This window comes from Caulobacter sp. SLTY (assembly GCF_009905535.1).
GTDB lineage: Bacteria > Pseudomonadota > Alphaproteobacteria > Caulobacterales > Caulobacteraceae > Caulobacter.
On sequence record NZ_JAAALA010000008.1, the window covers coordinates 57,038 to 77,892 of the forward strand.

22 protein-coding genes and 1 riboswitch are annotated in these 20,855 nt (G+C 68.9%); of the genes, 11 read left to right on the plus strand and 11 right to left on the minus strand.

The window, feature by feature from the left end:
* Positions 1-170: 170 nt before the first annotated feature.
* The gene (gene thiC / locus GVN21_RS06460; protein WP_166573899.1) at positions 171-2,018 is read right to left on the minus strand and encodes a phosphomethylpyrimidine synthase ThiC; all 1,848 of its coding nucleotides are present in this window, start codon (positions 2,016-2,018) and stop codon (positions 171-173) included.
* Positions 2,019-2,085: 67 nt separating this feature from the next.
* Positions 2,086-2,196: riboswitch (TPP riboswitch) on the minus strand.
* Positions 2,197-2,270: 74 nt separating this feature from the next.
* On the opposite strand from thiC, the gene GVN21_RS06465 reads away from it, so the two are divergent.
* The 3 genes from GVN21_RS06465 to GVN21_RS06475 all read left to right on the plus strand — a co-directional run bounded on the left by GVN21_RS06465 (position 2,271) and on the right by GVN21_RS06475 (position 4,418).
* Complete coding sequence (locus tag GVN21_RS06465; protein ID WP_166573900.1) at positions 2,271-3,008, plus strand: hypothetical protein; 738 nt, start codon at positions 2,271-2,273, stop codon at positions 3,006-3,008.
* A 69-nt stretch (positions 3,009-3,077) separates the two neighbouring features.
* Positions 3,078-3,617, plus strand: a complete 540-nt coding sequence (locus GVN21_RS06470) for a RidA family protein (RefSeq protein WP_166573901.1) — start codon at positions 3,078-3,080, stop codon at positions 3,615-3,617.
* A 48-nt stretch (positions 3,618-3,665) separates the two neighbouring features.
* Entirely contained in the window at positions 3,666-4,418 is a 753-nt protein-coding gene (locus tag GVN21_RS06475; RefSeq protein WP_166573902.1) for a hypothetical protein, read from the plus strand.
* Between the two features lie 182 nt (positions 4,419-4,600).
* Here GVN21_RS06475 and GVN21_RS06480 read toward each other — a convergent pair whose 3' ends face one another.
* Together GVN21_RS06480 and GVN21_RS06485 are read right to left on the minus strand one after the other, a co-directional pair.
* Positions 4,601-6,358: an ABC transporter ATP-binding protein/permease gene (locus GVN21_RS06480; RefSeq protein WP_240902787.1), complete on the minus strand. Its 1,758-nt coding sequence runs from the start codon at positions 6,356-6,358 to the stop codon at positions 4,601-4,603.
* Between the two features lie 74 nt (positions 6,359-6,432).
* Positions 6,433-7,227 (minus strand): hypothetical protein, encoded by a 795-nt coding sequence (locus tag GVN21_RS06485; protein WP_166573903.1) that lies wholly within the window; start codon positions 7,225-7,227, stop codon positions 6,433-6,435.
* A 94-nt stretch (positions 7,228-7,321) separates the two neighbouring features.
* Between GVN21_RS06485 and GVN21_RS06490 the strand changes: the two genes are divergently transcribed.
* Together GVN21_RS06490 and GVN21_RS06495 are read left to right on the plus strand one after the other, a co-directional pair.
* Positions 7,322-7,933, plus strand: coding sequence for a TIGR00730 family Rossman fold protein (locus GVN21_RS06490; protein WP_166573904.1), 612 nt, complete (start codon positions 7,322-7,324; stop codon positions 7,931-7,933).
* A gap of 70 nt (positions 7,934-8,003) precedes the next feature.
* Positions 8,004-8,300: a hypothetical protein gene (locus GVN21_RS06495; protein ID WP_166573905.1), complete on the plus strand. Its 297-nt coding sequence runs from the start codon at positions 8,004-8,006 to the stop codon at positions 8,298-8,300.
* A gap of 127 nt (positions 8,301-8,427) precedes the next feature.
* Here GVN21_RS06495 and GVN21_RS06500 read toward each other — a convergent pair whose 3' ends face one another.
* The 5 genes from GVN21_RS06500 to GVN21_RS06520 form a co-directional block, all read right to left on the minus strand.
* A complete protein-coding gene (locus GVN21_RS06500; protein ID WP_166573906.1) occupies positions 8,428-11,013 on the minus strand; it encodes a DUF3857 domain-containing protein in 2,586 nt (861 codons plus the stop codon).
* 236 nt (positions 11,014-11,249) lie between these two features.
* The gene (gene gltX / locus GVN21_RS06505) at positions 11,250-12,584 is read right to left on the minus strand and encodes a glutamate--tRNA ligase (RefSeq protein WP_166573907.1); all 1,335 of its coding nucleotides are present in this window, start codon (positions 12,582-12,584) and stop codon (positions 11,250-11,252) included.
* Positions 12,585-12,636: 52 nt separating this feature from the next.
* Entirely contained in the window at positions 12,637-13,029 is a 393-nt protein-coding gene (locus GVN21_RS06510) for a nuclear transport factor 2 family protein (protein WP_166573908.1), read from the minus strand.
* A gap of 71 nt (positions 13,030-13,100) precedes the next feature.
* Positions 13,101-13,529, minus strand: a complete 429-nt coding sequence (gene dksA, locus GVN21_RS06515) for an RNA polymerase-binding protein DksA (protein ID WP_166573909.1) — start codon at positions 13,527-13,529, stop codon at positions 13,101-13,103.
* 93 nt (positions 13,530-13,622) lie between these two features.
* Positions 13,623-14,054 (minus strand): flagellar assembly protein FliX, encoded by a 432-nt coding sequence (locus GVN21_RS06520; protein ID WP_166573910.1) that lies wholly within the window; start codon positions 14,052-14,054, stop codon positions 13,623-13,625.
* A gap of 181 nt (positions 14,055-14,235) precedes the next feature.
* Between GVN21_RS06520 and GVN21_RS06525 the strand changes: the two genes are divergently transcribed.
* The 3 genes from GVN21_RS06525 to GVN21_RS06535 are packed head-to-tail and all read left to right on the plus strand — an operon-like array spanning position 14,236 to position 16,092.
* Positions 14,236-15,336 (plus strand): flagellar basal body P-ring protein FlgI, encoded by a 1,101-nt coding sequence (locus GVN21_RS06525; protein ID WP_240902784.1) that lies wholly within the window; start codon positions 14,236-14,238, stop codon positions 15,334-15,336.
* Positions 15,336-15,662 (plus strand): rod-binding protein, encoded by a 327-nt coding sequence (locus tag GVN21_RS06530; RefSeq protein ID WP_166573911.1) that lies wholly within the window; start codon positions 15,336-15,338, stop codon positions 15,660-15,662. The genes GVN21_RS06525 and GVN21_RS06530 overlap by 1 nt, the downstream gene beginning before the upstream one ends.
* Positions 15,652-16,092 carry a flagellar basal body protein gene (locus GVN21_RS06535; protein ID WP_166573912.1) on the plus strand — a complete coding sequence of 147 codons (441 nt, stop codon included), beginning with the start codon at positions 15,652-15,654 and terminating at the stop codon, positions 16,090-16,092. The genes GVN21_RS06530 and GVN21_RS06535 overlap by 11 nt, the downstream gene beginning before the upstream one ends.
* On the opposite strand, the gene GVN21_RS06540 is transcribed toward GVN21_RS06535, so the two are convergent.
* Together GVN21_RS06540 and GVN21_RS06545 are read right to left on the minus strand one after the other, a co-directional pair.
* Entirely contained in the window at positions 16,089-16,751 is a 663-nt protein-coding gene (locus GVN21_RS06540) for a ParA family protein (RefSeq protein WP_166573913.1), read from the minus strand. The genes GVN21_RS06535 and GVN21_RS06540 overlap by 4 nt on opposite strands.
* A gap of 238 nt (positions 16,752-16,989) precedes the next feature.
* Positions 16,990-18,573, minus strand: coding sequence for an ABC-F family ATP-binding cassette domain-containing protein (locus GVN21_RS06545; protein WP_166573914.1), 1,584 nt, complete (start codon positions 18,571-18,573; stop codon positions 16,990-16,992).
* Between the two features lie 211 nt (positions 18,574-18,784).
* On the opposite strand from GVN21_RS06545, the gene GVN21_RS06550 reads away from it, so the two are divergent.
* On the plus strand, positions 18,785-19,252 hold the full coding sequence (locus tag GVN21_RS06550; protein ID WP_166573915.1) for a DUF1203 domain-containing protein: 468 nt from the start codon (positions 18,785-18,787) through the stop codon (positions 19,250-19,252).
* A 15-nt stretch (positions 19,253-19,267) separates the two neighbouring features.
* Here GVN21_RS06550 and GVN21_RS06555 read toward each other — a convergent pair whose 3' ends face one another.
* Positions 19,268-19,840: a TetR/AcrR family transcriptional regulator gene (locus GVN21_RS06555; protein WP_166573916.1), complete on the minus strand. Its 573-nt coding sequence runs from the start codon at positions 19,838-19,840 to the stop codon at positions 19,268-19,270.
* A 46-nt stretch (positions 19,841-19,886) separates the two neighbouring features.
* On the opposite strand from GVN21_RS06555, the gene GVN21_RS06560 reads away from it, so the two are divergent.
* Both GVN21_RS06560 and GVN21_RS06565 read left to right on the plus strand, forming a co-directional pair.
* On the plus strand, positions 19,887-20,315 hold the full coding sequence (locus GVN21_RS06560; protein WP_240902785.1) for a PaaI family thioesterase: 429 nt from the start codon (positions 19,887-19,889) through the stop codon (positions 20,313-20,315).
* 54 nt (positions 20,316-20,369) lie between these two features.
* Positions 20,370-20,771, plus strand: a complete 402-nt coding sequence (locus tag GVN21_RS06565) for a hypothetical protein (RefSeq protein WP_166573917.1) — start codon at positions 20,370-20,372, stop codon at positions 20,769-20,771.
* Positions 20,772-20,855: the final 84 nt, after the last annotated feature.

Genomic DNA, 20,855 nt, shown 5'->3' on the forward strand with positions numbered 1-20,855 from the left:
CCTCCCCTGCCCGTCATCCTCGGACTTGTTCCGAGGACCCATGGCAGGGGTGTCGGCGATCGTTGAGGTGTCTTCGCAGGCAGGCCGCTGCATGGGGTCGCGGCGGCTGAGCGATGGGTCCTCGGGACGAGCCCGAGGATGACGGATGGGGGGAGGCAGGGTGACGAGGTTTACGTTCTCACCGCCACATCGATCTCGCTCCCCAGTTCGCGGAACTTGTCGCTCATCGCGCTCATGCCCAGTTCGATCTCGTTCGGGGCCATGCCCGCCGCGAAGTCCCGCACCTCCTGGCTGATCTTCATCGAACAGAACTTGGGGCCGCACATCGAGCAGAAGTGGGCCGTCTTGTGGGCTTCCTTCGGCAGGGTCTCGTCGTGGTATTCGCGGGCGGTTTCGGGGTCGAGGCCGAGGTTGAACTGGTCTTCCCAGCGGAACTCGAACCTCGCCCGGCTGAGGGCATTGTCGCGGATCTGGGCGCCGGGGTGGCCCTTGGCCAGGTCGGCGGCGTGGGCGGCGATCTTGTAGGCGATGACCCCCTGTTTGACGTCCTCGCGGTCGGGCAGGCCCAGGTGCTCCTTCGGCGTGACGTAGCAGAGCATGGCGGTGCCGAACCAGCCGATCATCGCCGCGCCGATGGCGCTGGTGATGTGGTCGTACCCTGGCGCAATGTCGGTGGTGAGCGGGCCGAGGGTGTAGAACGGGGCCTCGTGGCAGTGTTTCAGCTGCTCTTCCATGTTGGCCTTGATCTTGTGCATGGCCACGTGGCCGGGGCCCTCGATCATCACTTGGCAGCCGTGTTTCCAGGCGACCTTGGTCAGCTCGCCCAGGGTGCGCAGCTCGGCGAACTGGGCCTCGTCGTTTGCGTCGGCGATGGAGCCGGGGCGCAGGCCGTCGCCGAGGCTGAACGAGACGTCGTAGGCCCGCATGATCTCGCAGATGTCCTCGAAGTGCTCGTAGAGGAAGCTCTCGCGGTGGTGGGCCAGGCACCACTTGGCCATGATCGAGCCGCCGCGGGACACGATGCCGGTGACCCGCTTTGCGGTCAGGGGCACGAAGGGCAGGCGGACGCCGGCGTGGATGGTGAAGTAGTCCACCCCCTGCTCGGCCTGTTCGATCAGGGTGTCGCGGAAGACCTCCCAGTTGAGGTCCTCGGCGACGCCGCCCACCTTTTCCAGGGCCTGGTAGATGGGCACCGTGCCGATCGGCACCGGGCTGTTGCGGATGATCCAGTCGCGGATGTTGTGGATGTTGCGGCCGGTGGAGAGGTCCATGACCGTGTCGGCGCCCCAGCGGGTCGACCAGACCATCTTGTCGACCTCGTCGGCGACCGACGAGAGCACGGCGCTGTTGCCGATGTTGGCGTTGATCTTGACCAGGAAGTTGCGGCCGATGGCCATCGGCTCCAGCTCGCCGTGATTGATGTTGGCCGGGATGATGGCGCGGCCGCGGGCGATCTCCTGGCGGACGAACTCAGGCGTGACGAAGTCGGGGATCTCGGCGCCGAAGCTTTCGCCGTCGCGGACGCAGGGGGCGGTCTGTTCGCGGCGCAGGTTCTCGCGGATGGCGACGTATTCCATCTCGGCGGTGATCTTGCCGGCGCGGGCGTATTCCAGCTGGGTCACCGGGGCGCCGGCGCGGGCCTTGTAGATCGGGCGCTTGGCGGTGAACTGCGGGGCCAGGTGCTTGCCGGCGGCGAAACCGTTGTCCTCGGGCTTTACCTCGCGGGGCGTCGCGACCTCTTCAACGTCACCGCGAGCGACGATCCAGGCTTCGCGCGGGCGGGGCAGGCCTTGCTCGATGTCGACCACGAAGCTGGGGTCGGTGTAGGGGCCCGAGGGGTCGTAGAGGGTGACCGGCGGCTCGTTGGCGCTGGGGTGGACGGCCACCTCGCGGAACGGCACGCGGATGTCGGGGAACAGCTCGCCCTGGGCGTAGACCTTGCGACTGCCAGGACGCTCGCCGGTGGGGATGGTGGCGTTCTCGGGCTTGGTGGTCTTGCCGGGGACGTGGATGTTCATCGTGGGCTCCTCGAAACGGTGGAGACCCGGATTGTGACGCCAAAGGCGGTCTGACGGCCCGGACTAAGCTTGGCCGCGTCCCTCTCCCTTCGCCGGCATGACCCGGATCAGGTTCGGCGGGTCAGGAGCCTATCGCCCCTATCTCAGCCGCGTAAGGGCGGCCCCCCGGAGAACGAGGGGAGACTAGGCGCATGCGCGGCGGGGTCAACCGGAATGGTGGACGGCGGCGCGAGCCGGCCGCAGGGTTGGACCATGGCCGATTCTGCCCGCCTATCCTTGCGACGAACGGCCGGCTACGTGGTCGAGCCGTTGTTGCGGCGGCCGCTGCTACTCCTAACTCTGGCGGCCACGTGGGCGATCTTGGCCCTGGCGACACGCATGGCGTTCTCTACTGGCATTCTGCCGGCCGGCGAAGGCGCCGTTTGGCGGCGCTTGGCCGACACCCTGGTCGTTGCGCTCACGTCCGGGTTCTTGCTGCAAGCCTGCCTGAGCAGTTGGCGAACGACGGCCGAGGAGCCAGGACGGCTCGCCCATGTGTTTCCGCCATGGTCGGCCTTACCGACCATCGTGGCTTCGGAGTTCATCAGGAATCTGATCGGAATCGGTGCGCGATCAACAACCGAAAACCTGGATGCGCTGGGGCCTTTGCTTCTGGCGTCGACGGCCTGGCAAGCCCTGCTGACGGTGTTTCTGGGCTTCGCCGTGCCCATCGCGCTGGACCGCGGGACCGGGCTGATCGCCTCGGCGCAAGCAAGCCTGGAGCTGACGCATGGGCGAAGGTGGCTCATGCTTGGGCTGAGCGCCGCGGCGGCCCTGGCGCTGGGCCTAGTACAAGCCGTCGCCCTTCTGGCGATCGGCGCCGCTCGGTCACCCGCGCTGCTATCGGCGCTTGTCGTGGTCTACACCGGCGCTTCGGTCCTGGCCCTGGCCGGGCTTTACCGGGAGTTCGTGGGGTTGCGGGACCAGACGACGGCCGAGACCTTCGATTGATGACCAACTTAAGTTGTGCCGATCGGGGGCCTGCGGGCATGGGTCAGGCAAGGTCCCGGAGAGCCAGACATGCGCCGCATCGCCGTCTTCATCTTGACCATCACCGCCTTCGCGGCGGCCTTCGCCATCGCCGGGTCGCCGGCGGATGCCCAGGAGAGCTATCCGAAGGTGATCCCGGCGCCCGGCGGGTCGGTGATCATTCCCACGGCGCGGCATCAGCCGTCGTACGATACCCATCGCTACGCCCCGGCGCGGCGGGTGGGCGACACCCTCTATGTGTCGGGGGTGATCATCTTCCGCAACCAGGGCGATGCGAAAGACGGGGCGGCGTTCGAGGCGCAGGCGCGGCGGGCGTACCAACAGCTGGCCACGGTGCTGAAGGCGGCGGGGGCCAGTTTCGACGATGTGGTGATGGTCAACAGCTTCCACGTCTGGGAGGGGCCGCACTTCACCGGCTCGCGCGATGAGCAGATCGCAATCATGAACAAGGTGCGGGCCGAGTTCACCACCGCGCCGCATCCGGCCTGGACGGCGGTGGGGACCACCGGGCTGCTGGCGGAGACGGGAATCGTGGAGATCCAGCTGATCGCGCGGGTTCAGGGGAAGTAGCAACGACGGACGGTTGTAGCCGCCGGTCGCGCAAGGCTAGATCGGCGCATGACCCTACCGGATCGATTCAGCCTGCGTGGCGCCACCATCTTCGGCATCGAAGCCCTGCGGCGTCGGTGGGCCAGCCTGTTGGTCGTGGGCCTGATCTGTGGCGCGATCGCAATCGGGATCGATGTGCTGGATGGGCCGGACTTGCCGGACGGCGTCGCAGCGCCGCCGACTATCCTGGCGCTGCAGATTGCGATGGACCTTGTCTGGGCGCTGACCGCCGGGGTGGCGATTGTCCTGGCGCTGGGGGGCGCGAGAGGACGGCCGCTGGACCTGAAGGGGGTTGGCCGAAATACGGCAGCGGCGCTCCCCCTGGTGCTGCTGGCCACCATGGTCATGGATACTCCGACATGGGTGGTGGCCTTCTGGCCGTCCCTCAAGGCTGGGCTGCCGGACCTGCCCTATTCCACGCTCTGGTATTTGGTCATGACCGCCCTCCTGGGGCTGACCCTGCCCGTCGGTCTCGATCGCAGCCCGTTTCCGACGGATGCGGTGCGGGCGGGCTGGGCCCTGCTGCGGGGGCGGCGATGGTTGATGGTCGGACTGATCCTGCTGATGAGTTTCTGCCTGCTGCTGATCACAGGCCTGGTCTATGTGCTGATGCTTGCCACCGGGACACAGGACCACTGGGCGTCCGAGGGTGTCGGTGCAGTGTTCCAGATCTTGAACAACCTAATGCTGGTTGGGCTGTACCTGGAGTTTGACCGCCTGCATGGGCAGGGCGCGGCTGGCGTAGCGGCCGCCTTCGACTAGCGCAAGCGGCTGGGGACTGGTTGCCCGCTGAGCCGGGGGGTCAGGAGAAACTCCGCCGTGACCCGGGCAACCTGTCCCCGACGGACCACCACGTCGGGGACAGGCACGCCGGGAACGGACTGCGCTCCAACTCGGCCTGACTGCGCTCGCGGCGAGCCAGTCCCCTGCGGTGAGGGACGCGCCTACCGCCCCCTCGTCTGCCGCCGCCAGAGGGCGGCGTACTCCCCTGCCCGCTCCAGCAGCTCTTCGTGCCGACCTTCCTCCACCACCCGGCCGCGGCGCAGGACCAGGATGCGGTCGGCGTCGGCGATGGTGCTGAGGCGGTGGGCGACGACCAGGGTGGTCCGGCCCTGGCGGGCCTTTCGCAGGGTTTCCTGGATGGCGGCTTCGGTGCGGCTGTCGAGGGCGCTGGTGGCTTCGTCGAGGATCAGGACGCGGGGGTTGGCCAGCAAGGCGCGGGCGATGCCGACGCGCTGGCGTTCGCCGCCAGAGAGTTTCAGGCCGCGTTCGCCGACCTTGGTGTCGAGGCCTTCGGGCAGGCCGGCGATGAAGTCGGTGAGCTCGGCGGCGCCGGCGGCGGCGGCGATCTCCTCCGGGGTGGCGTCCGGGCGGGCGAAGGCGATGTTGGCGGCCAGGCTGTCGTTGAACAGGGCGACGTCCTGGGGGACCAGGGCGACGGCGCGGCGCAGGGCCGGGATCCGCCAGCGGCGCAGGTCGAGGCCGTCGAGGCTGATATGGCCGCCCTGGGGGTCGATCATCCGCAGGGCCAGGCGGACCAGGGTGGTCTTGCCGGCGCCGGAGGGGCCGACCAGGGCGACGGTCTCGCCAGGGGCGGCGGTGAAGGAGACACCTTCCAGGCCCTGGCTGCGGGCGCCGTGCTTGAAGGAGACGTCGGCGAAGACCACGGCGCCGCCACGGCCGTCGGCGGGGGGCGGGTCGGCGGCGTCGGGCGCCTGGGCGACATCGGGTGTCTGGCGGCGCAGGTCGCTCATGGCCTCCAGGTCGATGAAGCTCTGGCGGATTTCACGGTAGGCGAAGCCGAGGATGTTCAGCGGGCCGTAAAGGTTGATCAGGATCAGGATGGCCGCCGTGACGTCACCGGGACCAAGCCGTCCGGCCTGGGCTTCGAACCCGGCCAACAGGGCCATGATGGCCAGGCCGACGGCCATGATCGCCGACTGGGCCAGGTTGAGCAGGCTGAGGCTGTTGGTGGCCAGCACCTGGGCGTCAGCATAGATGGCCAGGGCCCGATCGTAGTCGGCGGCGGCGCGCGACTCGGCCCCGAAGGCCTTGACGGTCTCGTAGTTGATCAGGGCGTCGACGGCGCGGCCGGCGGCGTCGCTGTCGGCCTCGTTGAGGGCGCGGCGGTGGGCGATGCGCCAGTCGGAGATGGCGAAGGTCAGGACGCCGTAGACGACCACCGTGCCGACGGCCGCCAGGGCGAAGCGCCAGTCGTAGGCCCGCGCCAGGACCACGGCGGCAATGATCAGCTCGATGAAGGTGGGGCCGAGGTTGAAGACCAGGGCGCGGAGCAGGAAGTCCATGGCCCGGGCGCCGCGCTCGATCGTGCGGCTGAGCGAGCCGGTGCGCTTGGTCTGGTGGAAGTCGATGCTGAGACTGAGCGCGTGGCCGAAGGCGTCGGCGGCGGCGCGGCGCTGGGCGGCCTGGGCGACGGGGGTGAAGACCACATCGCGCAGTTGTGGGGCGGCGGCGGCCAGGAAGCGGATCAGGGTCCAGCCGACGATCAGGCCGGCGAAGGCGGTCCCGACCTGCACCGCCGGCGACTGGCCGGCGGCCAGACGGTTGACGGCGGCGCCGAGCAGCAGCGGGGCGAGGACGCCGAGCACCTTGCCGCCGAGGGTGAGGGTCAGGGCGGAGGTGAGCCGCCAGCGCAGACCAGGCGCGCCGCAGTTCAGGATCAAGGCGAAGAGGTCGCGCAGGGCCCCGACAGCATCGACCTTTCGGGGCGTCGGGTCTGCCTGAGGTTTGGGCCGGGTGCGCTCGGGCGTCGGCCTCACGAGCCGGCGTCCAGGATCAGGGTGGTCTGCACCCCGCCGCCCGGGGTGACCCAATCGATGCGCCAGGCATTGGCCAGTCGCTGGATGCGGTGGGAGCCCTCGAACATGCCGGCGGGGCTGATCGGGATATCGACCGCCTGCTCGCCGCTCTCGCCCGCCACCTCGAAGCGGCTGACGCCGGCGGCCAGGGGACGGGCGACGACCAGGTGGAAGCGCCCACGGCTGTCGGCCTTGCCTGAGGCGCGGGCGGCGCGGTCGATGCGCAGGGAGAGGCCGGATTCGGGCCTGGCGGCGCCGGCGACCGAGGCGGCGCCGTCGGCGTCGAAGTCGATGGTCAGCAGGCGCGGGGTGTCGCTGATGGCGGAGATCGGCTCGGCGCTGGCGCCGGCGCGCAGCTGGACCGCGCGGCCGTCCGGCAGCAGGGCCAGCACGCCCTGGGCCGGGACGACGCGGTTCCCGCCCGCGCCCATGGACAGGGCCAGGAGGCGGACATCCTGCGACGGCGGCAATCGGACGGTCCAGGCGCCGGCGGAGTCGGCGGTGGCGTCGAAGGTCTGGCCGCTCGGCGAGATCAGCTGGACCGGCGCGCCCGGCTGGGCCCGGCCGGACAGGGACACCCCGTCCGCGCCGGCCCGGACCATGGCCAGGCTGGGTGGGCGCAGGTAGCCGGCGGCGCCCTCGGGATCGGCGGCGGCCTTGGCCTTTCCGCGCCAGGCAGGCTCACCGCCCTGGCCGCAGGCGGCCAGGAGCAGGAAGAGCGGAACCGCCAAGGCGAGGACGGGTTTGGACACGATGCTTGAAACCCCGGTCAGGAAGGCCGAACATATCCCTTCGTGATTTTCCGGCGCGCCCGCAAGCGCGCCGTTTCTATCTGAGGATACCGACATGGCCGAACAAGAGGCCGCCAGGATCGATTCTGTCTGCGTCTACTGCGGCTCGTCCAACGACGCCGATCCCGCCTTCCTGGAGTCGGCGGAGGCGTTCGGCGGCCTGCTGGCCAAGGAGAACCTGAGGCTGATCTATGGCGGCGGGGGCGTCGGGCTGATGGGCGCCTGCGCGCGCGGGGCGCATGACGCCGGCGGCCGGGTGCTGGGCATCATCCCCACCTTCCTGATGGGGCGCGAGCAGCCGTTCGACGATGTCGAGACCATCGTCGTGCAGAATATGCACGAGCGGAAGATGATGATGTTCGAGGAGGCCGACAGCTTCGTGGTGTTGCCTGGAGGCATCGGCACCTTGGAAGAGGTGATTGAGCTGTTGTCCTGGCAGCGTCTGGACCTGCATAAGAAGCCGTTGGTGTTCTACAATCCACGTGGTTTCTGGGAACCGCTGTTCGATCTGCTTCACCACACGATCACCGAGCGGCTGAGCCCGCCGGAATTCGCCAAGGCCTGGCGGTCCACCGACGACATCGGCCAGGTCACCGCCCTGCTCCGCGAGATGGCGGCGGCGCCCGGCGCGGGAACCGCCCACCCCGCGACAAACGAGTTGACTTAGTTGTTAAAGAAAACGCAAGGTCGCTTCCAGCGCGCGGACTCCCACCGCGCGCGGGGATATGGAGAAGACTATGCGTGTGTTCCTCATCGGGGCGCTGGCCCTGAGCTGCATGGCCGGGGCCGCCAACGCCCAGGCCGACCGGGTCGACGGCTGGCTGACCCTTAAGGAAAAGACCACCCGGGGCAACCTGATCATCGACGGCGCCGTCTGGACCTGCAAGGGCGACATTTGCCGCGCGGCGAAGGTCAAGGCCCTGCCGGCCGACCAGCAGTGCAAGAAGCTGCAGTCCAAGCTGGGCGCGGTGACCGGCTTCGGCTACCGCGGCGCCAAGTTCGACGAAACGCAACTGGCCGCCTGCAACGCCTAAACGGTAGGTGCTCCCCGTTCGGGGGAGCTGGCAGCCGCGTAGCGGCTGACTGAGGGGGTCCGCTCAGATCGTTGAGGACCCCCTCCCCCATGCTTCGCGTGGTCCCCTCCCCGAACGGGGAGGATTTCTACGGCGCCTTCAGCCCGTAGGTGGCGAACTCCTCGTCGATGGCGGGGTCGAGTTTCCGGGCCTGCGCCAGGTCCGCATCGCCACCGGCCTTGTCGCCCACCCCATACTTCGCCAGCGCCCGGCCGTAGAGGCTTTCGGCTGAGTCGGCGCGGATGCTGATAGCCTTGTCGTAGTCCGCCAGGGCGTCCTTCCAGCGGCCCAGGCGCATCAGCACAAAGCCGCGCGAGTCGAGCGTCGGAGCGTTGCGCGGCTCCAGCTGCAGGGCGGCGTCGCAGTCTCCGAGCGCGGCTTCCAGGGCCACGCCGTTTGTCGCCTGTTCCCAGCACAGGGTGTTGAGCTTGCCGGCGTCCTTGCCGGCCTTCTTGCGGGCGGTGGCGAAGTCGGCCATCGCGGCGTCCTTCTTGCCCTGGCGGAGCAAGGCGCCGGCGCGCAGGGCATAGAGGTCGCTGTTGCCGTCCTCGATGGTCAGGGCCTGGGTGTAGTCGGCCTCGGCCCGGACCCAGTCCTTGTTCTCGCGGTGCAGCCAGGCGCGGCCGGTCCAGGGGCCGATCTTCTTGGGATCCTCGGCGATGGCCTTGTCCATGTCTGCGATGCGGCTGGTTCGGTCGGCCGCGCTCCAGCGATAGCCGGGCGGGGCGACCACGTTGACCTCGACCTTGCCCATCTCGGCCAGCTGCTTGGCGATGCTGTCGGCCTGGGCGGCGGGGAATTCCGGCTCCAGGCTGCGGCCGCGGCTCTCCATGGTGAAGACGCCGTTCTTGATCGCGCTCTTGCGCCAATAGGCGACGCCGCCGACCACCGTGTCGACGTCCGCGCCCTCGACCGTATAGCCCCTGCCGCCATCCGGCAGGCGGATGGTTTCGCGGAAGTAGCTGTGGGTCGGGTGCTGGGTGGCGTAGGGGGCGTCCTTGTTGTCGGCCTCGGCGTCCCGCTTGTAGCTGACCGTGCCGCCCAGCAGGTAGCCGTCAGCCAGATAGCGGGGTGAGGAGGACTCGTTGGTCTCGACCCAGTCCATGGAGGCCTTGCCCGCCATGCTGAGGATCAGTTCGCCGGTCTTGTCGTCGTAGCGGCTGGAGACCGTCTCGACCTCGATGAAGGGATAGAGATCCGTCCAGTACTTCTTGTAGACCTTCTCCAGCTCTTCGGGCGGGGCGGCGTCGGCGGCGGCCTTGGTGCTGGCGGCCAGGTCGCCGCGGAACGACTGGGTCGCCTTGACCGGGGCCTTGGCGTAGAGGCCGCCCGAGGCGTCGATGTCGATGACCAGGGCCATCAGCGGCAGCGGCGCGGCCTCCACCTTCAGCGGTTCCAGGGCGCCGCCCTTGTGGCGCAGCGGCAGGGCGTAGACGAAGGCCGGGACGCTCACGTCCTCCAGCTTGCGGTCGCCCATGCGAGTGCCGTCCAGCCAGTAGACCTTGCCGTCGATTTCGGCCCGCACGATCACATGGTCGAACAGGCCGACCATCGGCAGGCGGACGTCCATGCCGTCGCCCAGTTCGCTATGCACGGCGGCGGCCTCGGCCTTGATGCCGAGCTCGCGCAGGATGGCCAGCAGCAGGGCGGTCTTTCCCTTGCAGTCGCCGTAGCGGCGCGACCAGGTCAGGTCCGCCGGCGCGGGGGTCAGGTTGCCGGCGTCCATGCCCAGGAAGACGTAGCGGGTGCGGTCCTGAACCAGGGCCAGGGCGAGGCCGGCCTGGACCCTGGGGTCGTTGGAGGCGGCGCGGATCTTGGCGATCTCGCCCTTCAGCCGGGAGTCGGGCTTGAGGGTGGCGGCCTTGTCGTAGAGCGGCGCCAGCAGGGCGGAGACCTCCGACCAGTCCTTGAACTGGGTGAACTCCACCCCGCGCGGCCGCAGGAAACGCGGCGGGGCGCCGGCCGGCGGCTTGTAGGCCTTCTGGCCCTTCAGGTCGAAGAGCAGTTCCGTCTCGCCGGCGGCGGTCTTGCCGACCTTGGGAGCCTTCAGGCCCTGGTCGAGGCGATAGCGGATCGGCTTGGCCTTCGGGTCCCAGAGAACGCGCAGCTGGATTTCATCGACCTGGTCGGTGGTGACGGCCGGCAGGTAATCCTCGGAAAAGGCGCCGACGACCGCGTCCTTGCGGGTCATGGTGAAGGACAGGGTGACGATGTCGCCGACCTCCAGCCCGTCGGGCTGCATGGTGGCGGTCAGCACGCCGTCAAGGTGGGCGTATTCAAGACGGTTCTCGCGGCGCAAGACGGTGAACACCTGGTCGGCCAGAACGTCGATGACCTCGGCGCCGCGGCGGATCTCCAGTTTGTGGACGGTGAGGGTCATGGAATCGGGGTTCCACGGCAGGGCGATGGTGCCCATCACCGATAGGCCCTGGGCCGTCTGGATGCGGACCACGCTCTCGACATAGACGCTGTCGCCCTCGGGGCCGAAGTGAACCTGCTGGTCGAGGCGCAGCAGGCGGTAGGGGGCGGCGGTCTTGGGGCTGTCGATCTTCAACCGCCCCATCGGCTTGACCCAGGCGCCGGCCGGGGCGAGCACCGGCTCCGGAGCGGCCAGGGCGGCGCCGGCCCACAAGAAGGCGACGGCGCAGAACAGCCCGACGATATAGGCGCGCATGGATATCCCCCGAAGACGACGCTTACTCTCCGGTCAACTTGCGGGAACGGCGGGTGCGCGGCAAGCGGGAGATGATGGATCGGGCTTACTCTACCCCGTCCTCCCGGCCGCAGCGCAGCGAAGCTGCCGTGACCCAGGGGCGCGTGATCTGCTCATCCAACGCAGCATTTCTGCCGGCTTTCCTGCCCTCCTGGGTCCCGGATCGCCCCTTCGGATGACCGGTGTAGTTGGGATGACTAGGCGGTTTGACCCGCCAGCCGCTTTGCCGCCTTCTCGCGCCCTATCAGCGCCAGCAGGGCGCCCATGTCGGGACCGTGGTCGAGGCCGGTGAGGGCCTGGCGCAGGGGCATGAACAGGGCGCGGCCCTTGGCGCCGGTGGCGTCCTTGATGGCGGCGGTCCAGGCGGACCAGGTCGAGGCGTCAACAGTGGCCGGCAGCAGTTCAAGGGCCCTGGCGGCGAAGGCGGGGTCTTCGATTACCGGAACGATCTCGCCGCCGACGATGCGGGCCAGGTCGGCGACATCCTTGAACAGCTTGAGGTTCGGGCGGACGGCCAGCCAGAAGTCTTCGCCAAGATCCGCCTCCAGAGCGGCCAGGCGGGGTTTCGCCGTCGCGTAGTCCATGATGTGCAAGACACCGGCGTTGAGGCGGTGCAGGTCGGCCTCGTCGAAGCGCGCCGGCGCGCGGCCCATCTTGGCGAAGTCGAAGTTGGCGCCCAACTCGGCCAGGCTGGCCCCGGCCTCCAGCGGATCTGAGGTGCCGAGCTTGGCGATGTGGGAGGTGATGGCCAGGGGCTCGATACCGTCCTCACGCAGTTGCGCGATCGACAGGGAGCCGAGGCGCTTGGACAGCGCGCTGCCGTCGGCGCCGACCAGCAGGCTGAAGTGGCCAAAGGTCGGGGCGGCGGCGCCCAGGGCCTCGAACAGTTCGATCTGGGTGCCCGTGTTGGCGACGTGGTCCTCGCCCCGGATGATGTGGGTGATGCCCATGTCGATGTCGTCGACCACCGACGGCAGGGTGTAGAGGAAGGCGCCGTCCTCGCGGATCAGCACGGGATCGGACATCGATGTGGTGTCGACGTCGCACTCGCCGCGCACCAGGTCGGTCCACTTCACCCGGCGGCCGTCCAGCTTGAAACGCCAGTGGGGCTTGCGGCCCTCGGCCTCGAAGGCGGCGATCTCTTCGGCGGTGAGCTTGAGGGCCGCGCGGTCGTAGATCGGCGGCTGGCCGCGCGACAGCTGCACCTTGCGGCGGCGGTCGAGTTCTTCCTGGGTCTCGTAGGCGGGATAGAGGCGGCCGGCGGCCTTAAGCCGCTCCATGGCCGAATGATAGAGGTCGAACCGCTTGGACTGGTTGTAGCGCTCGTCCCAGGTCAGGCCGAGCCAGGTCAGGTCGGCCTCGATGCCGTCCTCGTACTCCTTGGTCGAGCGGGCCACGTCGGTATCGTCGATCCGCAGCACGAAGGTTCCACCCTGCCCCCGGGCGAACACCCAGTTGACGATCGCGGCGCGGATGTTGCCGACGTGGATGCGGCCCGTCGGCGACGGGGCAAAGCGGACCTTGACGGTCATGAAGAATAATCCCTGAAAGAGCCGGGGTAGGTCGTCTTTCGAGGGCCGGAAGTCAAGCTTTCAGCAGGCCGTCGATGTAGGCCTGGTCGGCGTCAAGCACCCAACATTCCAGCACCTTTTCGCCATCGGTGCGATAGATCAGCACCCGGTCGACCTCCCGGCCGGCCAGACTTTCGCGGGCGATCATGATGGCCCTGTCCGCGTCGGCCATGATGTGGGTGACGGCCACCAGCTTGCGATCGGTCCGACGCGTGAATTCCAGCAGGGCGCCGACAGCGGCGGCCTTGCCGACATGGGTTCCGGCGAATGGATTGTCGCCGTGCCAGTGCAGGATGAAGTCATCGGCGTAGAGGCCGATCAGCCCAGGGAAGTCACCGGCCGCCCAGGCGTCGCGATAGCGTTCCAGAACGGCCAGATTGCCCAGCCGTCGATCTTCGTCGGTCATCCGTCGCTCCCCATCGCGTGGAAGCTTCGGAAAACAGAACCGCCCGGTCAATGACCGGGCGGGTAAGGCAATCAGTCGTCCCGGTGGACCCGTTCGCGGCGCTCGTGCCGCTCCTGGGCTTCCAGGCTGAGGGTGGCGACCGGCCGGGCGTCGAGACGCGCCAGTCCGATGGGTTCGCCTGTTTCCTCGCAATAGCCGTAGGAGCCGTCCTCGATGCGACGAAGAGCTTCGTCGATCTTGGAAATCAGCTTCCGCTGGCGATCCCGCGTGCGCAGCTCAAGAGCCCGATCCGTCTCCGAAGTGGCGCGATCGGCCAAGTCAGGATGGTTTTCAGTCTCCTTCTGGAGGATGGCCACCGTCTCGCGAGATTCGCGGAGGATGTCCTCTTTCCAGCCGAGCAACTTGTTGCGGAAATACTCGAGCTGACGCTCGTTCATGAACTCCTCGTCCTCGGAAGGACGATAGTCCGACACTACCTTCAGAACCGTAGCCGTCGTCATTGACGCCTCACGCCCCACTACCCCGCTCACAGCGAGCGGGGCCTTATAGCAAAAGCGGTCGCGCAAACAATGAAGCTCGCGTTCAGCGCGCGTTCATGCCGCAATCTTCGCCCGTTGGAGCTTTGCCAGTTCCACGGCGGCCCGCGTCTCGATCTCGTTCAGGAGCCCCTCGAGGCGGTCATCCTCGGTGCCCTGCCGCTGGTCGCGGACGGCGCGCAGCAGGCGGTCGAGGTGGCCCGACGACACCTCGCCGTCGAGCACCGCCAGCTTGAGGTCCTCCAGCACATCCAGAATCCGCCCCGCCCGGCCCATGGCCTTGCGGCGGCGTTCCAGCGGGCCTTCCGCCTCCTGCAGGGCCAACAGGGCGTCGAGTGAAGCAACGCCTGTCACCCCGGTCGCGCGGGCGGTCGGTGCCGCGGCGCCGGCCCCGCCCACGCCGGGCAGGTTGAAGCCGCCGCCGGCCGCGGGACGCGCGCGCCCTGCCCCGCCGTTCGACGTCACCCCGCTGGAACCCCCAACCTTCATCGACGACCACTCCAAATCTCGACGACGAATCTCCACCGCCAGCCTTTGCGGTATGGTTAATGCCGGGCAATTTCTGCCGCGACCGCGTCACCTGTTCGCGTAATCCTCTGATTTACCTCACGAAACCGACTGGCCCGGTTTTCGCACACCCATGCGTGAAATGCGCACCGGGTGGAGTTTCATGCAGCGTCTGATTTCCGCGGTTGTCCTGGCCCTGGCCCTCGCTGTCTCCGGCGAGGCCCTGGCCGGGTCGCGCATCAAGGACATCGTCGAGGTCGAAGGAGTGCGTGAAAACGCCCTGGTCGGCTACGGCCTGGTCGTCGGCCTGAACGGCACCGGCGACAACATGCGCAACACGCCCCAGGCCAAGCAGAGCCAGGAGGCGATGCTTGAGCGGCTGGGCGTCAACATCCGCGACGCCAACCTGAACTCCAAGAACGTCGCGGCGGTGATGGTCACCGCCAAGCTGCCGCCGTTCGCGGCGGCCGGCACCCCGATCGACGTGACCGTCAGCTCGATGGGCGACGCCAAGAGCCTGATGGGCGGAACCCTGGTGGTCACCGCGCTGATCGGGGCAGACGGCCAGTCCTATGCGGTGGCGCAGGGAACCGTGCAGACCGGATCGATCTCGGCCTCCGGCGCCTCGGGCTCGTCGGTGACCAAGGGCGTGCCGACCTCGGGCCGCATTGCCGGCGGGGCGATCATCGAGCGCGAGATCGGCTTCGACATGCGCAGCATGAGCCAGATCCGCCTGACCCTGCGCAATCCGGATTTCACCACCGCCCGGCGGATCGCGGACGTGATCAACGCCAAGTATCCGAACACCGCCTACGCCAACAACCCGTCGATCATCACCCTGACCCCGCCGCAGGGCGCCTCGGTGATGGCCTTCGTGACCGCCGTCGAGGGGATGACGGTCGAGCCGGACTACGGCGCCAAGGTGATCATCGATGAAGTGGCCGGGGTCATCGTCATGGGCGAGAACGTCAAGATCTCCACCGTGGCCATCGCCCAGGGCAACCTGACGATCAGTGTCCAGGAAACCCCGGCGGTCAGCCAGCCGGCGCCTTTCAGCCGGGGCGAGACCACCACCGTGCCGCAGTCGCAGGTTGGGGTCGAGGAGGAGAAGGGGCGCAAGCTGATCACCCTGAAGAGCGGGGCGTCACTGTCCAGCCTGGTGTCGGGCCTGAACGCCCTGGGGGTCACCCCACGCGACATGATCTCCATCCTGCAGGCGATCAAGGCGGCCGGCGCCCTTCAAGCCGACATCGAGGTGATCTGATGACCCCCACCCTGGCCGTCGCCCCACCCGTCGATGTGCTGCTGGCGCAGAAGCAGGCCCAGACCCTGGCCCGCGCCAAGGTCAAGGAAACCGCCCAGGCCTACGAGGCCAGCTTCCTGTCGGTGATGTTCGCCCAGATGTTCAAGGACGTCGGGACCGAGGCGCCGTTCGGCGGCGGCCAGGGGGAAGAGATGTTCAAATCGTTCTTCGCCGACGCGGTCGCCAAGCAGGTGAGCCGCTCCGGCGGCATCGGCCTGGCCGGGCCGGTCGAGCGCGAGATGCTGAAGCTTCAAGGATTGCAGGAAGAGGTTCCCCATGGCGCTTGATGCGCGCGACGCTGCCGAGCGGGTCGACCAACTGATCATCCTGACGGAGCGGCTGACCAATCTGATCGCCGACCAGGCCAGCGCCTTCGAGCGCCGCCGGCCGCAGGAGGCCGCGGGCCAGCTGGAAGAGACCTCGCGCCTGGCCAATCTCTACCGCCATGAATCGGCGCGGGTACGGAGCCAGCCCGCCCTGATAGAGGGCGCCACCCTGGAGCGCCGCGTGGCCCTGATGCGGGCGACAGAGGCGTTCGACGCGGTGCTGGCGCGGCAGGGCCGGGCGCTGGAAGCGGCGCGGACGGTGACCGAGGGCCTGGTCAAGGCCATCGCCGAAGAGGTGGTCAGCCAGCGCAGCAGCGGCACGGGCTACGGCCCGGGGGCGACGGCGGTCGCCGGCGACGCGCGGTCGGTCACTTTGAACCGAAGCGCCTAGACCGCTTCCTCGACCTCGACCGGCACGGGCCACATCTGCTCTTCGACCGCTCGCCAGAGCCCGCCGATCTCCTGCGCCGCGGCGCTGCCGGGAGAGGCCTCCTGCACCGACAGGCCAAGGCCAATTGCCTGCTGGTAGGCGATGCGGGCGCGCAGGCCGATAGGCAGGATCGGGCGGCCCATGGTCGAAAGCTGGGCCACGGTGTCGCCGACGCAGGCCATTTCGCGGCCGCCCCGGCGCGGGGGCGCCTGATTGATGACGAAGGCCCCCGGCTTGCCGAAGCGGGTGACCAGTTCGGCGGTCTCGCGGACGGCCCGCACGTCCAGGAAGCTCGGCCGCAGGACCATCAGGCAGAAGTCGGCGCAACGGACGGCGTCGGCCAGATCCTCGCTGGCGCTGGGACTGGTGTCGACGATCATCAGGTCGCGGCCCGCGCGGCGCGCGGCCTGCTGGGTGGCGAACAGGGCGGGCGACTTCGCGCCGAACACCACGGGCCCGCCGATGCGCCGCTCACGCCGCCATTCGGAAGCCGAGCCCTGGCGGTCGCAGTCGGCCAGCAGCACGCCGCGTCCGCCGAGCCAGGCGGCCACCGCCAGGTGCAGTGACACGGTTGTCTTGCCCGTGCCGCCCTTGCGGGAGAGAACCGCCAGCGTCTTCATGAGGCTACCGGCCGGTCACCGGCGAGGCGGGTGAAGCGCGATCCCATCATGTCAGCCCCCCTCTATCCGGCGGAATGGACAGCCTTTTAGCGCGGTCCTGTGGCGGTGATACGGCAAGGGATCGGCGACGAATCCCCCCGCCACCGCTTACCCCGTCCCGGGCGCTGAGGTAACACGGGCCATCGAACAGTGACAGTCCGTGCGCGCTGGCGGCGAGATCGGCCCGGCCAATTGCCTGTCAGTTGAGCGCCAGCCGGCTGTCCACGCCCACCGCGGTGAGGAAGGCCTCATCGTGGCTGACCAGCAGCAGGGCGCCGTCATAGCCGGCCAGGGCCGCCTCGATGGCCTCGATGGAGGCGAGGTCCAGGTGGTTGGTCGGCTCGTCGAGGATCAGCAGCTGGGGCGGGCGGTCGCCGAGCAGGACGCAGGCCAGGGCCGCGCGCAGACGCTCGCCGCCACTCAGCGAGCCGACCATCTGGTCGGCTGCGGTGTTGCGGAACAGGAACCGGGCCAGGGCGGCCTGGGCGCGGTTCCGGTCGGCGGCGGGGTTCAGGCGACGGAAGTTGACGAGGATGGTCTGGTCGTCGCGCAGGATGGCGGCCCGCTGGTCGAGCATCAGGGCCGGGACGCCGCGCCGGACAGTCCCGGCGGTGGGGTCCAGTTTGCCGGCGGCGATGCGGATCAGGCTGGTCTTGCCCGAGCCGTTTGGGCCGGTGACCGCGATCCGCTGGGGGCCGGCGATGCGCAGGTAGAGGTTTTCGAATAGCCGCGGCTGGCCGGGCCAGGCGAAGGCGAGGTCATCGAGTTCCAGCACCAGTCGGCCCGTCGGCAGGCCGCTGGGCGGCAGGTCGAAGGCCAGGGCGCGGGTGCGTTCGACCCGGCCCTGCGCATCGGCCAGGGTCTCGGCGGCGGCGTCTCGGCGGCGTTCAGCCAGCCGCTCGCCTCGCCCGCCGCTGTTCTGGGCCCGCTCGGCCATGGCGCCGAGCAGGATCTTCGGCTCGCTCTTCTTCGCGGCGAACTTGCGGCCGGCAGCGTCGCGGCGATCCTGTTTTTCGCGAGCGGCCTGCGCCTCGCGGTCAACGCGGGCGGCATCGCGCTGAGCGGCGGCAAGATCGCGCTCGGCGGCGGCGGCTTCCTGGGCCTTGCGGTCGGCGTAGAGGCTGTAGCCTCCGCCATAGACGGCCGCCCCGAGGCCGGAGAGTTCAACGACACGGTCCATGCCCTCCAGCAGGGCGCGGTCGTGGCTGACCACCACCGCCCCGCCGCGCCAGCGGCGCAGGATCTCGCCGACCAGCGCGCGAGACTCGGCGTCGAGGTTGTTAGTCGGCTCGTCGAGCAGGATCACGTCCGGCTCGGCCACCAACAGAGCGGCCAAAGCGGCGCGGGTCGCCTGGCCGCCGCTCAGCGAAACGGCCGGCCGGTTCAGATCCAGGCCGTCCAATCCCACCTCGGCCAACGCCGCATCCAGCCGGGCGGGCAGCGTCCAGTCGGCGTCGGCGAAGTCGGCCTCGCTGCCCTCTCCCGCTTCGATACGGGCCAGGCGGTCGACCGCAGCCGCGACGCCGAGAAGATCGGCCAAACGGTCGTCCGGACCAAGAAAGGGGGTCTGGCGCAGCATGGCGACCCTGCCCCGGATGGCGACCTCGCCGGCGCGCGGCGCCGCCTCACCGGCCATCAGCCGCAGCAAAGTGGTCTTGCCGACACCGTTGCGGCCGATCAGGCCGGTGCGCTCAGGCCCGACGGCCAGGGTCAGGTTTTCGAAGAGGGTGCGCCCATCAGGAGAGGCGGCGGAGACGGAATCCAGGGTGATCAGGGCGGACATGGGAACTCACGGCGAGGGAGGCGTTCTGGGCGAAACGGGGGTCCGTCGCGATGATCAAGGCGCTCTCCACTGCCTGCGGCCCTATGCCGACTGTGGCGGCGATATAGGGTCCGCGGCCGGGCGGCGCAAACGATTGCCGAGCAAGCCGCGGAGTTTCAGGCCGGAGTGGCGGCGGCAGAAATGCTCTCAGAACCCCACAGAGGAGCCCGTCATGTCCTTCCGCGTCACCGGCCTGTCGCCAGAACTCTTCCGACCGCTGTTTGGCCTCTCCAACTCGGCCCTTACCGGCCAGGGTGTGGTCCGCCAGACCGTCGAGGCCAACCCGGCCGCGCCCTGCCGCGTCACCCTGGACGACGCCGAGGTCGGGGAGACGGTTCTGCTGCTCAATTTCGAGCACCAGGACGCCGACACCCCCTACCGCTCGCGCCATGCCATCTTCATTCGCGAGGCCGCCGAGGCCCCGGCTGTATTCGAGGGCGAACTGCCGCCGGCCCTGGCGCGGCGGCTGCTGTCGCTGCGCGCCTTCGACGGCGACCACATGATGATCGACGCAGAGGTGGTCGAGGGGGTGGAGGCCAAGCCGCTGATCGAACGCCTGTTGGCAGACAACCGCACCGCCTACCTGCACGCCCACTACGCCCGGCGGGGCTGCTTCGCGGCGCGGATCGACCGGGTCTAGTCGGGGCCTCAGACGTCAGCGGCTCGCGTCGGCAAGCGCGGCAAGGGCTTCAGCCGCCGCCAGCACCGGCGCTTCGGACCGCTCGGCGCGGGCCAGGATCAGCGAGCCCTCCATGTTGGTGATCACCAGCAGCGCGATGCGATCGGCGGCGTCGTCCGGCAGGCCGGCGGCGCTGAGGCGGGACGCCATGGCCTCTCGCCACGAGGCGTAGACCGTCCGGGCGGCAGCCGCGATCGCGTCGTCCTGGGCCGCCTGTTCCAACACGGTCGAGGCAATGGGCGAGCCGTCGCGAAACCCAGAGGCCCGCAGCCAGCCGCCCATCAGCCGACCATACTCGCGCAGAAAATCTCCGGGCCGCTCCCCATGCGGCAGGGCGGCGATCGTTGCCGCGACCCTCTCGCCGGCGGCGGTGATAGCCGCAGTCCCGATCGCCGCCTTGCCGGCCGGGAAGTAGTGGTAGAGCGAGCCCTTCGGGGCGCCGCTGGCTTCGACGATCTGAGCCAGACCAGTGGCGGCGAAGCCCTGACGGCGGAACAGGCGCACGGCGGCGGCGATTATGGCCTCGCGATGCTTCGGCTTGGCGGACATGGGTTGCGGCCCTCGATGTTCTCAGAAATTATATAGACCGGTCTAAATGAAAGTTGAACCGATGACGCCAGAAGGCTTCGAACCGCATTTCCGCAAGAGCGGGCTCACCGATCCCTGGGAGCCGATCTATAGCCGGCGAGTCCCTGGCGAGGCGGTGATCATCGGCCTGCGGGCCGGCCAGGCGCACGTGAACAGCCGGGGTCTGGTCCATGGCGGGTTGATCGCAGCAATGGCCGACAACGCCATGGGCCTGTCCTGCGTCGAGCAGGCGGAGCCGGGCTCGCTGAGCGGCCTGCTTACGGCCAGCATGACCACCGACTACGTCGGGGTGGCCAAGGTCGGCCAGTGGCTGGAGTTCACGACAGGCTTCGTGAAGGTCGGCCGATCGATCTGTTTCGCCCAGTGCTTCGTCACCGCCGACGGCAAGCCCTGCGCCCGGGCCAATGCGACCTTTTCGGTGGTGCGGGCGGCTTGAGGCTTGCGAGCCGATGCTCGGCGCGGGAGGCTGTCCTAAAGGCTGGAGGCCACCGTGATCGAACTGCTCGCCATCTCACTGTTGCTGTTCGCCCTCAAGGAGGAGCCGAAACTCGATCCAACACGGGACAAGCCAGCGCCGGCCAACGCCGTCTTCTTCAGCGATTGCCTGGCCGATGGGACCGCCAAGGGCACGCTGGGGGCGCAGAACGGCTATCTGATCATTCGCTGCCACGGGGCGCCGGCGAAGCGGTTCTACGACAAGCTGGGGACCCTGCCGGAGAAGGCCACCTTCGTGGAGGTGCGCGGGACCGCGACCTGGCGGTTCACCACCCGGCCCAAGGAGAACACCGACGGTCTCGATGCCTGCTGGCAGGATACCGCCGCGGCCGGGACGGAGGCCGAATACGGCTGCCGGCTGATCTATCCGGCCGGCAAGTTCCTCGACGCGGAGTGACCCCTGCTGCCACAGGTTGGCAACAAGTCGCCCGCGTGACGTTTGTTCGCATCTTGTTCTTGTGTTATCCGACTCCCTGAACAC